The sequence below is a fragment of the Solibacillus merdavium genome (genome assembly GCF_014836935.1).
GTDB lineage: Bacteria > Bacillota > Bacilli > Bacillales_A > Planococcaceae > Solibacillus > Solibacillus ferritrahens.
In genome coordinates, this window is record NZ_JACSPW010000024.1 from 1 (window position 1) to 14,224 (window position 14,224).

Annotated in this window: 14 protein-coding genes; all 14 read right to left on the reverse strand. The window is 39.8% G+C overall.

All coding sequences use genetic code 11. The features are described from left to right. Window positions 1-454 precede the first annotated feature (454 nt). The 14 genes from lysS to ftsH all read right to left on the reverse strand — a co-directional run bounded on the left by lysS (window position 455) and on the right by ftsH (window position 14,127). On the reverse strand, window positions 455-1,948 hold the full coding sequence (lysS, locus tag H9632_RS17250) for a lysine--tRNA ligase (protein ID WP_191705304.1): 1,494 nt from the start codon (window positions 1,946-1,948) through the stop codon (window positions 455-457). Between the two features lie 301 nt (window positions 1,949-2,249). Next, entirely contained in the window at window positions 2,250-3,263 is a 1,014-nt protein-coding gene (gene dusB / locus H9632_RS17255) for a tRNA dihydrouridine synthase DusB (protein ID WP_191705305.1), read from the reverse strand. 22 nt (window positions 3,264-3,285) lie between these two features. Next, complete coding sequence (locus H9632_RS17260) at window positions 3,286-3,489, reverse strand: helix-turn-helix domain-containing protein (RefSeq protein WP_191705306.1); 204 nt, start codon at window positions 3,487-3,489, stop codon at window positions 3,286-3,288. After that, on the reverse strand, window positions 3,441-3,962 hold the full coding sequence (gene folK / locus H9632_RS17265; RefSeq protein ID WP_191705307.1) for a 2-amino-4-hydroxy-6-hydroxymethyldihydropteridine diphosphokinase: 522 nt from the start codon (window positions 3,960-3,962) through the stop codon (window positions 3,441-3,443). Before folK ends, H9632_RS17260 begins: the two co-directional genes overlap by 49 nt. Further along, on the reverse strand, window positions 3,959-4,327 hold the full coding sequence (gene folB / locus H9632_RS17270) for a dihydroneopterin aldolase (RefSeq protein ID WP_191705308.1): 369 nt from the start codon (window positions 4,325-4,327) through the stop codon (window positions 3,959-3,961). Before folB ends, folK begins: the two co-directional genes overlap by 4 nt. 10 nt (window positions 4,328-4,337) lie before the next feature. Next, window positions 4,338-5,198, reverse strand: coding sequence for a dihydropteroate synthase (folP, locus tag H9632_RS17275; protein ID WP_191705309.1), 861 nt, complete (start codon window positions 5,196-5,198; stop codon window positions 4,338-4,340). Then, on the reverse strand, window positions 5,182-6,045 hold the full coding sequence (pabC, locus tag H9632_RS17280; RefSeq protein WP_191705310.1) for an aminodeoxychorismate lyase: 864 nt from the start codon (window positions 6,043-6,045) through the stop codon (window positions 5,182-5,184). Before pabC ends, folP begins: the two co-directional genes overlap by 17 nt. Window positions 6,046-6,060: 15 nt before the next feature. Continuing rightward, window positions 6,061-6,630 carry an aminodeoxychorismate/anthranilate synthase component II gene (pabA, locus tag H9632_RS17285; protein WP_191705311.1) on the reverse strand — a complete coding sequence of 190 codons (570 nt, stop codon included), beginning with the start codon at window positions 6,628-6,630 and terminating at the stop codon, window positions 6,061-6,063. Continuing rightward, on the reverse strand, window positions 6,627-8,036 hold the full coding sequence (locus H9632_RS17290; protein ID WP_191705312.1) for an anthranilate synthase component I family protein: 1,410 nt from the start codon (window positions 8,034-8,036) through the stop codon (window positions 6,627-6,629). The genes pabA and H9632_RS17290 overlap by 4 nt, the downstream gene beginning before the upstream one ends. 144 nt (window positions 8,037-8,180) lie before the next feature. Further along, window positions 8,181-9,116, reverse strand: coding sequence for a cysteine synthase A (cysK, locus tag H9632_RS17295; protein WP_191705313.1), 936 nt, complete (start codon window positions 9,114-9,116; stop codon window positions 8,181-8,183). A gap of 200 nt (window positions 9,117-9,316) precedes the next feature. Continuing rightward, complete coding sequence (locus H9632_RS17300; protein WP_191705314.1) at window positions 9,317-10,288, reverse strand: peptidyl-prolyl cis-trans isomerase; 972 nt, start codon at window positions 10,286-10,288, stop codon at window positions 9,317-9,319. Continuing rightward, window positions 10,272-11,153 (reverse strand): Hsp33 family molecular chaperone HslO, encoded by an 882-nt coding sequence (gene hslO, locus H9632_RS17305; protein WP_191705315.1) that lies wholly within the window; start codon window positions 11,151-11,153, stop codon window positions 10,272-10,274. The genes H9632_RS17300 and hslO overlap by 17 nt, the downstream gene beginning before the upstream one ends. Window positions 11,154-11,170: 17 nt before the next feature. Further along, window positions 11,171-11,938 (reverse strand): type III pantothenate kinase, encoded by a 768-nt coding sequence (locus tag H9632_RS17310; RefSeq protein ID WP_191705316.1) that lies wholly within the window; start codon window positions 11,936-11,938, stop codon window positions 11,171-11,173. Between the two features lie 155 nt (window positions 11,939-12,093). Next, window positions 12,094-14,127, reverse strand: a complete 2,034-nt coding sequence (gene ftsH / locus H9632_RS17315; RefSeq protein WP_191705317.1) for an ATP-dependent zinc metalloprotease FtsH — start codon at window positions 14,125-14,127, stop codon at window positions 12,094-12,096. Window positions 14,128-14,224: the final 97 nt, after the last annotated feature.

The following is a 14,224-nucleotide window of genomic DNA, read 5'->3' on the forward strand; positions in this document are numbered from 1 at the left end:
AAGTTAAAATCTATTGTTTGCTTCATTTAAGAAGCTTGTTTCATTAACGTTGCTTGTTCAGTTTTCAAGGTTCATTTCATCGTCGTTATGACAACTCTTATATCTTACCAACGTTCATTTTAAATGTCAACAACTTTTTTTAAAAAGTTTTAATGAACATTTAATCTTCCAAATCGGCAACTTTTATACTTTACCACTCTAAAGTTAAGAAGTAAAGAGTTTTTTTAAAAAGTGTTCGACGCGTTTCAGCGACAAGTAATAATATATCACCTTAAAAACTATATTGCAATAGTTTTTTTATTTAATTCTTATGTTTCGTATTTGTTAAATAAACAAGGTACCACAATACACTCATTCTGTTCTCTCCCTATTCAATAAAAGAGATGTAGCTTCTGTTTCTACTTATATAGAAGTAAAGAGCCATGCAAATTATATTGCATGACTCGTAAAAAGGTTATTTCGTTGTGTGGCGCATTGTTGGGAATAATAGTACATCACGGATAGATGGAGAGTTTGTTAATAACATAACTAAACGGTCGATACCTATACCTAAACCACCAGTTGGCGGCATACCGAATTCTAACGCTTCAATGAAATCGTTATCCATTTCGTGCGCTTCATCATTACCAGCTTCTTTTTCTGCCATTTGGGCTTCGAAACGCTCACGTTGATCAATTGGATCGTTCAATTCCGTGAAGGCATTTGCATGTTCACGACGAACGATGAATAACTCAAAGCGATCTGTAAAGCGTGGATCTTCAGGGTTTTTCTTCGCTAACGGAGAAATTTCCACTGGATGACCTGTAACGAATGTTGGTTGAACTAATGTTTCTTCGATTTTTTGCTCGAAGAATTCATTAATAATATGCCCTACTTCGTGTGAATCTTTAATTTCTACACCGTGTTCAGCAGCATGTTTGCGTGCCTCTTCTACAGTCATTGGAGCCCAGAAATCTACACCTGTTGCTTCTTTAACCGCATCTACCATATGAACACGTTTCCAGCCAACACCGAGCTCTATTGTATCTTCCCCATATTGTACAGAAGTAGAACCTAGAACTTCCTTGGCTACGTTGGCGATAAGGTTTTCTGTTAAGTCCATAATATCATTGTAATCTGCATACGCTTCATATAATTCAATCATTGTAAATTCAGGATTGTGACGAGTTGAAATTCCTTCGTTACGGAATACACGACCGATTTCATACACTTTTTCCAAACCACCAACGATTAAACGTTTTAAATGTAATTCGATTGCAATACGCATATAAAGTTCCATATCTAATGCATTGTGGTGTGTAATGAACGGACGAGCCGCTGCCCCACCAGCAATTGTGTGCAACATTGGTGTTTCTACTTCTAAGTAACCGTTGTTATCTAAGTAGTTACGGATTGCACGGATAATTTTAGAACGTAAGATAAAAGTTGCCTTTGATTCTTCGTTCGTCATTAAGTCTACATAGCGTTGACGGTAACGTTGCTCTACGTCCGTTAAACCATGGAATTTATCCGGTAATGGGCGTAATGCTTTTGTTAAGAAAGTGAATTCTGTTGCTTTAACAGATAGCTCTCCAACTTGTGTGCGGAATACGTTTCCTTTTACCCCTACAATATCACCAAGGTCTGCTTTGTTGAATAACTCGTAAGCTTCTTCACCGATTGCATCTTTACGTACATAAATTTGGATCTGGCCGGCTAAGTCTTGGATATGCGCAAAACCTGCTTTACCTTTACCGCGCTTCGTCATGATACGTCCTGCAACTATAACTTCACGAGGATTTTCTTCTAATTGTTCTTTATCAAATTGGTCGTTCTCTGCAACTACTTCATTTGATAAATGTGTGCGCTCAAAACGGCTACCGAATGGGTCCATACCGTTTTCGCGAATATCAGTCATCTTCTGGCGTCTCACCAAAAGTTGGTCGTTTAATTCTTCGATATTTGACACGTATATTTCACTCCTTAATATTTTTGCGCTCCAAAACGGCACAATAGTCCATAATGTTTCTATTGTACCGTATTTCGTAATGTGATTCACCTGTTTCGATTTAATTAGAAATGTTTAATAATTCTGTTAAGTGAATACCCATTTTTATAAAATGCGGATAACGGACACTCATTCCAAGACAAGTCACTTGCTACAGGAACGGCCTACTTAGCTCACATTTATAGAAAGAAAGGCTGTGTTAAAAAGTTATTCCCCTTTTAACACAGCCTTCCCAATTTAAAATTTTTCGGTCTTTCCTCGCTTAAGCTAGCACAATTTCGTCTTCATCGTATTCTTCTACGACACCATTAAGAAGTGTGCGTAACTCTTGCTCCGTCTCTGCTAAATTAATGGCGTTACGGATTTTTCCGTTACCCCGAATTCCTTTTAAATACCACGAAGCATGTTTTCGCATTTCACGAACGGCAACTTTTTCACCTTTTAACGCTTTAAGTCGTTCAAAGTGCAGCAAACACACATCCATTTTCTCTCGCACAGACGGCTCAGGCATTAGTTCGCCTGATTCTAAATATTTCACCGTTTGGTACATCATCCATGGATTTCCTAATGCCGCGCGCCCAATCATGACTGCATCTGCCTTCGTATGTTCCAGAATCCGTTTTGCATCCTCAGGTGTTTCCACGTCCCCGTTAGCAATGAACGGGATGCTAATATTTTTCTTCACTTCTGCCAAGACGTCCCAGTTCGCTTTACCTTCATACATTTGAACACGAGTCCGTCCATGCATTGCAATCGCCGCTGCACCTGCACGTTCTGCTGCTTGTGCATTTTCTACAGCAAATACACGCTCATCATCCCAACCGATACGCATTTTTACTGAAACCGGCTTATCAACTGCATCTACTACAGCCGAAACCATCTCGTAAATTTTATTCGGATCCAGCAGCCATTTCGCGCCAGCTTCGCATTTAATAATTTTATTAACAGGACAGCCCATATTAATGTCGATAATATCCGCCGTTGTATTTTTATCCACAAATTTTGCCGCTTCTACTAAATTTTCTTTGTCTCCACCGAAAATTTGTAGGGTCATCGGATTTTCTCGTTCATCAATATAAAGCATATCCAACGTTTTTTTATTGCGAATATTTAACGCTTTGTCACTAATCATTTCCGCATATACTAAACCTGCACCAAACTCTTTCACTGTTAAACGGAAAGCCGAGTTACAAATCCCTGCCATCGGGGCAAGAACAACTCGGTTGTCCATTATAATATCACCAATTTGGAAAGGTTTTTGGTCAATGTTTGACACCTTTTGTTCCCTCCACACTAGGTTACTCACCTTTTAATTCTTGAATATCTATTTGTAATACATCCGCGATTTTTTGGAACTGTTCTTCAGAGGGAAGTTTTTCGCCTCGTTCAATACGACCCAAAATCGTAACAGACATACCAATCTGTTTTGCAAATTCGGTTTGCTGAATACGTTTTAGCTTTCGAAAGGCACGAATTCTTCGACCGTAGCGATTTTCTTCCACAGCTTGACGCCCTCTTTCTCTATGTCGAGTGCTAGTAGTGCTTTTTGCACAGATACTAGCATACCACATTTTTGCGTCATTATCTCTTCAAGCGGCACTAATACAAACGCACGCTCGAACATGCGTGGGTGTGGAACAATTAAGTTTTCCGTTTCATATTTTTCGTTATTGTATAACAAAATATCAAGATCAATAATTCGCGGACCCCATCGGAATTCGCGTACACGCCCTAAATCATTTTCGATCTTTTGACATTGTGTAAGTAGCTCAAAAGCATTTAGGCTTGTTTCAACGGCAACCGCAATATTTAAAAAATCCGCCTGTTCCGTAAATCCGACCGCTGCTGTCTCGTAGATCGAAGAAATGGCTGTAACTGTTATTTCCTTATTTGAAAGGAGCAGCTTTATTGCGTCTTGCAGGTTTTGCTCACGTTCCCCGATATTTGTTCCTATGGATAAAAAGGCTGTTGTCATATAAATTGTCCTCGCACAATTTCCACAGCGACTTCTTTATAATGACCCGGAATGGGAGGATCAGGCTTAATCACTTCCACACGGCAACCGAAAACTTGCCCTTCGTATTGTGTTAAAATGCGTGTAGCAATCGTTTCGGCAACCGCCTCAATTAATTTATACGGCTTGCCTTCCATTACTTCTTTACATATATCATAAACTCCTACATAGCTTACAGTGTCATCCAGCTCATCTGTTTCACCGGCACGCTTTATATCAACAGCAAGCGATACATTTGCACGAAAGCGTTGACCTAATACATTTTCTTCCGGTAACACACCATGATAACCAAAAAACTGCATTTCTCTTAAATGAATATAATCCATTACAATCTCCTTAATGTCTCGGTGCTAATTCACCTTGTACTTCAAACTTCCCAACAAGCGCATCCATCATTTTCACAGTCCGCGCCACTTCTTTTACATCATGCACACGCATAATATGACAGCCCTTTTGTACACCGAATGCACAAGTTGCAGCTGTTCCTTCTACACGCTCATCGACCGGTAAACCCAAGACCGATCCAATCATTCGCTTTCGGGATGTCGCAAGCAATACAGGATAGCCCAATGCAACAAGTTCATCTAAACGCTGCATCGTCTCGATACTTTCACTTAAGCTTTTCACAAACCCTATACCAGGATCAAGAAAAATATGTTCGTCGCGAACACCGGCCTCTTTGGCAATTTCAATACTTTCTAGCATATCTGACATATAATCTGCGAAGAAGTTATCATACTGACTATTTTTCCGGTTATGCATTAAAATAATCGGGACATTTAGCTCTGCCGCCACTTTCGCCATTTCCGGGTCTGCTTTTGCTCCCCAAATATCATTAATGATATGGGCACCTGCTTCAATTGCAGCACGTGCAACGTTTGATTTATACGTATCAATTGAAATAATCGCTTGCACTTCTTTTAAAAGCGCCTGAATTACTGGTACAACACGTGCAATTTCCTCTTCATCGGAAATCCGCGTATAGCCGGGACGTGTGGATTCCCCACCAACATCAATTATTTTCGCCCCATCCGCTACCATCTTTTTCGCTTGTGCAACTGCTTTTTCAACTGAATTAAACTTCCCACCATCCGAAAAAGAATCTGGTGTCACATTTAAAATACCCATTACAAATGTTTCTTTAGTAAAATCCAATTCAATTCCATTTAGTGTAAGTGTTTTATAATTTTCTAACATGACTTTCTCCTAGGTGCATAACAATTTTTTGTAAATAAGCCGTATGAAGCTTTTTATATAGTCTACCTTCACTTCCAGCAAAACAAATCTTTCCAATATGCGAAATCGGTACAAGCTCCTGCACGGCCGTCGTAACAAAACATTCGTCGGCCTGCTCTAATTCCCATATCATAAAACTGCCTTCCCTTACATGAATCCCGAGCTCTTTAGCAAGACGAATAACAATAGCTCGTGTAATGCCTGGCAAAATACCCAACTTCGTTGAAGGCGTATACAGTATATCATCTTTGATCCAGAAAATATTCGATGTAATGCCTTCTGCCACTACCCCATTTTTATCGGTAAAAAAGCCTTCTTGGTTGGCTAAACTGGACAATTCAAGACGTGCACGGACATTATTGCCGTAATGATGACTTTTATAGCGTGTTTGTTGTTCGGGGGAATTACGCGCAGTTTTCAGCCACACTGCCTCTTTTTCCGTCCCGCGCACCAATTTAGGCAATTCTTTGCGGAACAGAATAATTGTCGGCTCCGTATATTCGGACGGAGCAAGGCCAATCGGGTGTACTCCTGCTGATACATTTAAACGAAAATACCCTTCTTCACCGTCCTGTGCATTGAGCTTTTCAATAACTTCCTCTATATCTTGAATAGTATACGGAAAATGAATACGGTATTCTTTTAATGCTTCCAGTAAGCGATTGAAATGTTCGTGTAAGTATACAGCCTTTCCCTCATATGTACGAAACGTCTCGAAAAATCCAAGTCCATACAAAAACCCGTGATCAAAAGGGGAAATTTTCAACTCTTGCTCATCAATATACTGCCCATTCATCCAACAAAGCATTGATCCCTATTCCTCCTAACAATATGTTTCGATAAATGTCCGTAATAGTTGCTTACCATCTTCAGTCATTATCGATTCCGGATGATATTGAACCCCTTCAATTGGATACGTTTTATGACGAAGACCCATTATTTCGCCTTCTTCGGTCCAAGCTGTCACTTCCAAACAGTCCGGTAAAGTGGTCGGCTCAACAATTAATGAATGATAGCGTGTCGCAGGAAATGGATTTGCGTTTTTTCTATGTAGACCGATCCCTTTATGAAGTACAGGCGATGTTTTTCCGTGCATCAACCGCTCTGCCCGTACGACATCTCCACCAAAAACCTGGGCAATCGCTTGATGACCTAAGCACACTCCTAAAATCGGAAGCTTTCCAGCAAAATGTTCAATAATACGAAGGCTTTGTCCAGCTTCATTTGGTGTACATGGTCCTGGTGATATAACTACCATCATCGGCTGAAGCGCTTCAATTTCCTCTATCGTTATGTCATCATTACGCTTTACTACTAACTCATGACCGAACTCACCAAAATATTGCACTAAGTTATACGTAAATGAATCATAGTTATCAATCATTAAAATCATTTGCTCACCTCTTCTGCCATTGCCTTTGCTTGCCACATTGCCTTTGCTTTATTCATCGATTCAATAAATTCGTTTTCTGGAATCGAATCGATCACAATTCCCGCTCCCGCTTGTATGTATACAATCCCATCCTGTATATAGGCTGTTCGAATTACAATATTTAATTCTAAATCACCCGTGTATCCAATCCAGCCAATAGATCCTGTATAAAGACCACGGCGAACAGGCTCAAGCTCTTCAATAATTTCCATCGTTCGAATTTTAGGTGCACCCGTTATCGTACCACCAGGGAACATTGCACGAATGACATCTGCATTAGTTTTCCCCTCAGCAATTTCTCCACGTACATTCGACACAATATGCATTACATGGGAGTAATGCTCAATAACCATAAATTCATTGACTTCCACCGTTCCATACTTGCTTACCCGACCTAGATCATTGCGTTCCAAATCGACAAGCATGACATGTTCGGCACGTTCTTTTTCATGATGAATCAATTCGTTGGCAAGTGCCAAATCCTGTTCTTCCGATTCCCCACGTGGACGCGTCCCTGCAATTGGTCTCGTTGATAGTTCATTGCCTTTACGCTTCACAAGCAATTCCGGCGAGCCACTTACAACCGCGAAATGCTCACTTTCAATATACGCCATATACGGAGAAGGGTTAAATGAGCGAACCGCCTCATACATCGTAATCGGAGCCGCTGAAAGTTTTTTTGCCTGACGCACAGACAAATTCACTTGGAATACGTCACCCTGACCAATATAATGCTGAATTTTACGTACGGCTGCTTCAAAAGCTTTTCCCTTAAATGAAACTTGTAATTCCATTTCATCTTGCTGAATATTTTTCGCTGTTTCCTGATTGAAATGACGTTTCTCCAATCCAACTACGGCTTTTTCCAGCCACTCTGTCTGCCATGTCAGTAAATCTACTTCGCATGCAGAAAACTTCATAAGGGTCACTACATTTGTTTTTACGTTATGCACAGCCCAATGATCAAATAAGTAAAAATATAGATTTGGAACGTGTAGATCATCCTCTGCTTCAAGTGGAAGCACTTCAATCGTACGTGCGTAGTCATAAGAAATAAACCCAATTGCCCCTCCCTGGAAATCGGGCAATTGCGGATTCGCTTCAAGCTTGTATTCGGAAATGACTTGTTCTAATTCGGCTAGTGCTTCCCCTTTTTTCAGCTCAACATCTCCATTTGCCCAAGTCAGTTCAAGCCCTTGTTCTACAGATTTAGCACTAGCAACTGGATGCCATGCTGCAATCGAATAATGCCCACCACGTCCACTTTCTAAAAATACACGTTGCTTTTCGACCATTGACTGCTCTTGGAAACTATAAAAAAATTCATCTTTAGTCATTTGAAATGTATGGAATTCTAGTTGTTGCATCTATTTACACCCGCTTTATTCTTTTCCTTAATTAAACTCGAAAACACTCTAAAAATCCAATTTTATCTTAGAATAGACTAAGAAAAAGCTATTTTACGAGTGTTAGCCCATAAAATAGCTTTGGAGAATGACTTGATAAATTAATTAGTCTTCAAACTGATATAAAGGAGTTGATAAATAACGCTCACCATTTGATGGGATGATTGCTAATACATTTTTCCCTTTACCTAGACGTTTGGCTGTTTCAATCGCTGCATAAATAGCTGCACCTGAAGAAATACCCGCTAAAATACCTTCTTCACGCGCTACTTTACGTGCATTTTCAAATGCAATTTCATTTTCTACCGGGAATACAGAATCATATATTTCTGTATTTAATACGTCCGGAACGAAACCTGCACCAATACCTTGAATTTTATGTGGTCCAGGGTTACCACCTGAAAGAACTGGTGAATCTTTAGGCTCAACAGCAATAATTTCGATATCTGGGAATTTATTTTTCAATACTTCGCCTGCACCCGTAATTGTACCACCAGTACCAACACCAGCGACAAAGGCATCCAGCTTTAAGCCATCTTGCTCAAATGCTTCTGCAATTTCAGGACCTGTAGTTAAACGGTGAATTTCTGCGTTTGCTTCATTTTTGAACTGCTGCGGTAAGAAATAACCTTCTGATTTAGAAAGTTCCTCCGCCTTTGCAATTGCACCTTTCATTCCTTCTGGACCAGGTGTTAATACTAGATCAGCTCCATATGCACGTAACAGGTTACGACGCTCTAAAGACATTGTCTCTGGCATTACTAAAATTGACTTATAACCTTTCGCTGCTGCAATCATTGCTAAACCAATACCTGTATTACCTGAAGTTGGTTCAATAATTGTACCGCCTGGCTTTAAAGAGCCATCTTTTTCAGCCGCTTCAATCATCGCTAAAGCTAAACGGTCTTTTACTGAAGAGCCCGGGTTAAAGTACTCCAATTTCACATATACCGTTCCATCATTTTCACCTGTAGCATTATTTAACTTTACGATTGGTGTACGTCCTACTAAATCTGCCACCGAATTTGCTAATTTACTCATCTTATCCATTCCTCTCTCAATCCCTACAAAATCAATAGGTTTTACTTAATCGTATCTTAACAATTTTTTATACTACTTGTCAATTGCTTGGTTCGGGATTTTTGGAAAATTTCTGACTATTTTGCCAGGTTTTATTAATTGGTTTAAAAATGGTTGTATTAGAAGCAGCGCATACTAATACAACCATTTTATATCATACTTTATTTTTTCGATTCCCCGTAAATCCAAGTAGCATTAAATTCCTTCCAGAAGGTTTCCGGTGTAATCGAAGGTGGCAGTTGCTCCAATGCCAGCTGACGTTTCACATGCCCTGTCACCTGATCAAAGCTAAAGGATTGTCCTTCCACCTTTTCTGTAACTGTGGCGATCGCATAGCGTCCATCACTTAAAACGAAAGGCTTGGATGTCTCTTTTTCCTTGAGGTTCTGTACTTTTTGAAGAATGGCGGCATCGAGTGTCGATTGACTGGATGTAATAAAGCCAATATCGCCACCTAAACTAGCCGAGGCAGCATCTAATGAATGCTCACGTGCTAAAACCGCAAAATCAGAGCCACTTTTCAGCTCCTTTTCCACCCGCTCCGCATCCTCTTTTGAATTCACGATAATCATACTAGTTCTATAGGTCGTCGGAATATTATAAATTGACTTATTTTCGTCGTAATACTTTTTTGCCTGTTCCTCTTCGACAACAACATCATTTGTTAATACCTTATCCAAAATGAGTTGAGCACGTACTTTTTGGCGAAGTTGCTCAGGGGAGAGGCTATGTAAAGTTGTATCATTTGAATCTTGTGCTGAACGCAATAAGGCTATTTCTAAATCTATTTCTTCGTCTTTCACATCGATTTTATATTTTTTAGCAGCCTTTTCCATCACCGCTTCATTCACTAAATCTTGCAATGTTTCTTTTCCATAACGTTTTTCCATTTCAGATAGCCACTTTTGGCTTGTAATGGACTCTCCATCAACGGCAGCAATTTCTTCGCTGCCGTCTTTTGATGATGGAGCATCATCCGATGGGAGTAACCATAACACTAGCCAAAATAGATTTCCGATTAACAAAATAAGCAATAAAAGTAAAGTTGGTTTCGTTTTTAAGCGTCGTTGTGTGTACGGTAAATTATTTGGTGTGGGTTTTGGTGTTTGGTGTAAATTACGATTGGATTTCATTCACAAAGCCTTCGAGTTCATTTTTGTCAAAGTGATATGTCTCTAAACAGAAGTGACATTGTGCTTCTGCTCCACCATCTTCGTCAATCATTTCTTGAATTTCCCCGACACCTAGACTGATAATTGCCGCACCAAAACGCTCTTTTGAACATTGACATTGAAACTGTACAGGCATTGATGTAAGAATTTGAACATTTCCTTCTCCTAATACCGCATCTAAAATCTGCTCAGGTGTATAGCCTTTTTCAATCATTTTTGATACAGGCTCAATAGATGACAAACGTTTTTCAATTTCTTCGATTGTATCCTCATCACAGCCCGGCATTAATTGAATAATAAAGCCACCTGCAGCTAAAATTGTATTATCTGGATTTACTAATACACCTAAACCTACTGATGAAGGTACCTGTTCAGATGAAGCGAAGTAGTATGTGAAGTCTTCAGCGATTTCGCCTGAAACAATTGGTGTTTGGCCTGAGAACATATCGCGTAAACCTAAATCTTTTACGACTGTCAGTGCACCTTCCGTACCAACACCGGCACGTACATCCAATTTCCCTTGATCGTTTAATTCAAAATGTACATGTGGATTAGTAACAAAGCCACGCACATCTCCTTTTGCATCTGCATCAATTACCATTGGACCAATTGGACCGTTCCCTTCGATTTTGACGGTAATTTTATCGTCCCCTTTTAACATTGCACCCATCATTACTGATGCTGTCATTGAACGACCTAAAGCAGCAGATACGATTGGCCATGTATTGTGACGACGTTGTGCTTCTCCTACAGTCTCTGTTGTATTTGTTGCAAATGCACGAACCTGTCCGTCAAATGCAATAGCTCTTACTAAGTAGTCTTTCATGTTGAAATTCCTCTTTTCTACTGATTTCTTTTATAAATAATCGCTAATCCCTTTAAAGTAAGGAATGAATCGACAATATCAATCATTTGTGTTTCATCGGCAATTAGTTTTGCAAGTCCACCTGTGGCAATTACCATTGGCTCCTCTTTACTTTGAGCTTTCATACGACTTACAATGCCTTCTACTTGCCCGATAAAGCCATAAAATACACCTGCTTGCATTGCAGCAATCGTATTCTTCCCAACAACCTGCGATGCTCGTGCAATTTCAAAGCGGGGTAATTTTGCTGCCCGTACATTTAGCGCTTCTACAGAAATCGCAATTCCGGGTGCAATAGCGCCTCCCAAATAATCCCCACGCTCATTTATAAAGCAGTATGTAATCGCTGTTCCAAAATCTATAATAATCAAGGGTCTACCACCATATTGCTCTAAAGCTGCAACAGCATTGACAATACGGTCAGCACCAACTTCACGTGGATTTTCATACTTTATATTCAAGCCGGTTTTTACACCTGGTCCAACAATTAAAGGCTGGGTATGGAAATATTTTTTACACATTAATTCAAGCGCAAACATTATAGGTGGCACAACTGAGGATATAATAATCCCCTTTATTTGTTCAAATGAAATGCCTTCATGAGCGAAAAATGCTTTAAATTGCATCGCATATTCATCTTCTGTTTTCCGTATATTTGTTTCTGTCCGCCAATGGTGTATGAGTTTATCATGATGATAAATACCTAAAGTAATATTGGAGTTTCCTGCATTCATCACTAAAATCAAAAGCGACACCTACTTTTCATGTTCTGAAAAAAATCATACCATATTTGGGCATCCACTATACAGTATTCCGTTTTTGCCTTTGTCCGTTGCATAAATAAATTGGGATGAAAAAACTGACTATCTCCTTTTCCTAGGAAATAGTCAGTTTGCTTGTATTATTTTGGACGGTCTTCATCAATGCCTTGTGGGCGATCGTCCGACACATCTTTCGGTAAATCTTCTACTGTTGGAGGTGTCTTTTCACCTTGTACCTCATCATTAATTGAAGCATTACCAGCCGTTTCAATTGTTGGCGTTACTTCTTTTTCTGTTTGAGGCTCTGATTCTACTACCTCTTCTTCAGGAGGCAGTACACCGTGGTCGCGTAAATGTTCAATTTGCTGTGCATTTAACGTTTCAATTTTAATTAACGTATTTGCAATTAAATCAAGCAAGTCACGACGCTCTGTTAAAATACGTTTCGTACGAGCATATTGCTCATCGACGATACGTTGAACTTCTTTATCAATTTCATATGCTACTGTATCTGAGTAGTTTTGGTCTGAGCCAAAATCACGTCCTAAGAACGGATTACCACCTTGGTTTGAGCCATACTGAACAGCACCTAAACTATTGCTCATACCATACTCTGTTACCATCGCACGTGCAATGCTCGTTACTTTTTGGAAGTCATTATGTGCACCTGTTGATACTTCACCAAGTACGATTTCTTCCGCAACACGTCCACCTAAAAGTCCAGCGATACGGTCAAGCAACTCTTGCTTTGTCGTAAAGAAGCGCTCTTCTTTCGGTAACATAATCGCATAACCACCCGCTTGACCGCGTGGAACAATTGTTACTTTATGAACAGTATCTGCTTCGTCTAATTGTAAACCAACAACAACGTGACCCGCTTCATGGAATGCAACAAGCTTTTTCTCTTTTGGAGAGTAAACGCGGCTTGCTTTTGCCGGACCTGCGATTACGCGGTCAGATGCTTCATCAATATCTGCCATGTTGATTGTTTTCTTGTTTTTACGAGCTGCAACAAGGGCACCTTCGTTTAATAAGTTTTCTAGATCAGCACCTGAGAATCCTGGTGTACGCTGTGCAACGGCCGCTAAATCAACTGTATCTGCTAATGGCTTATTGCGTGCATGTACTTTTAGAATTGCTTCACGGCCTTTTACGTCTGGGTGACCAACCGTAATTTGACGGTCAAAACGACCAGGACGTAATAATGCTTTATCTAGGATGTCTGGGCGGTTTGTCGCAGCGATTATGATAATCCCTTCGTTTGCACCGAAACCATCCATTTCAACTAATAATTGGTTTAATGTTTGTTCACGCTCATCGTGACCGCCACCAAGACCTGCACCACGTTGACGACCTACTGCATCAATCTCATCAATGAAAATGATACATGGTGCATTTTTCTTCGCGTTTTCGAATAAATCACGAACACGCGATGCACCGACACCGACGAACATTTCCACGAAGTCAGAACCTGAAATCGAGAAGAATGGTACGCCTGCTTCACCTGCTACCGCACGCGCAAGTAATGTTTTACCAGTACCTGGAGGACCTACAAGTAGAATCCCTTTAGGAATACGTGCCCCAATATCAGTAAATTTACGGTGATCTTTTAAGAAGTCTACTACTTCTACAAGCTCTTGCTTCTCTTCATCGGCACCTGCTACGTCGTTGAAGCGAACTTTTTTCTTTTGGTCATCATAAAGCTTCGCCTTTGATTTACCAAAGTTCATCACCTTATTACCGCCACCTTGAGATTGGCTTAATAAGAAGAAGAACAAAATAATGATAATAACAAATGGAATAATGCTCGTAAGGAATGTTACGAACCCGCTAGTTTGCGGTTGTTCTAAAATTTCCACTCCTGGATATTCACCGTTTGCAATTTGTTCTTCAATTTGCAAAATACGATCTACAGAAGTTTGGTCATTTTGTAGAACGTTTACTGTGAAAGTTTCGCCTTCTTCAGCACCGTTCATTTGACCTACGATTTTGTACACGCCTCGCTCAGGCTGTATTGTAATAGAGGCAACCTCATTACTTTCTAAAGCCTCAAAAAATGCGTGATAATCAAGATTTTCAGTTGTCTGTTTTCCACCATTAAATGTTCCAAAAATCCCGATAATTACGAGAAAAATTAGTAAATAAAATATGGTGTATCGAAATATTCGATTCATCCCCAGCCTCCTCACAACGTTACAGAAAAACTATAAGTAAAATCTTAACATACGTTGAAATTTTCATACAACGAAAAGCACTCTAATTTTAAATGTT

Coding starts and splice junctions, on each gene's coding strand:
- folK (WP_191705307.1), bottom strand. CDS start 3,962: ATGACAACAGCCTTTTTATCCATAGGAACAAATATCGGGGAACGTGAG.
- folB (WP_191705308.1), bottom strand. CDS start 4,327: ATGGATTATATTCATTTAAGAGAAATGCAGTTTTTTGGTTATCATGGT.
- folP (WP_191705309.1), bottom strand. CDS start 5,198: ATGTTAGAAAATTATAAAACACTTACACTAAATGGAATTGAATTGGAT.
- pabC (WP_191705310.1), bottom strand. CDS start 6,045: ATGCTTTGTTGGATGAATGGGCAGTATATTGATGAGCAAGAGTTGAAA.
- pabA (WP_191705311.1), bottom strand. CDS start 6,630: ATGATTTTAATGATTGATAACTATGATTCATTTACGTATAACTTAGTG.
- H9632_RS17290 (WP_191705312.1), bottom strand. CDS start 8,036: ATGCAACAACTAGAATTCCATACATTTCAAATGACTAAAGATGAATTT.
- cysK (WP_191705313.1), bottom strand. CDS start 9,116: ATGAGTAAATTAGCAAATTCGGTGGCAGATTTAGTAGGACGTACACCA.
- H9632_RS17300 (WP_191705314.1), bottom strand. CDS start 10,288: ATGAAATCCAATCGTAATTTACACCAAACACCAAAACCCACACCAAAT.
- hslO (WP_191705315.1), bottom strand. CDS start 11,153: ATGAAAGACTACTTAGTAAGAGCTATTGCATTTGACGGACAGGTTCGT.
- ftsH (WP_191705317.1), bottom strand. CDS start 14,127: ATGAATCGAATATTTCGATACACCATATTTTATTTACTAATTTTTCTC.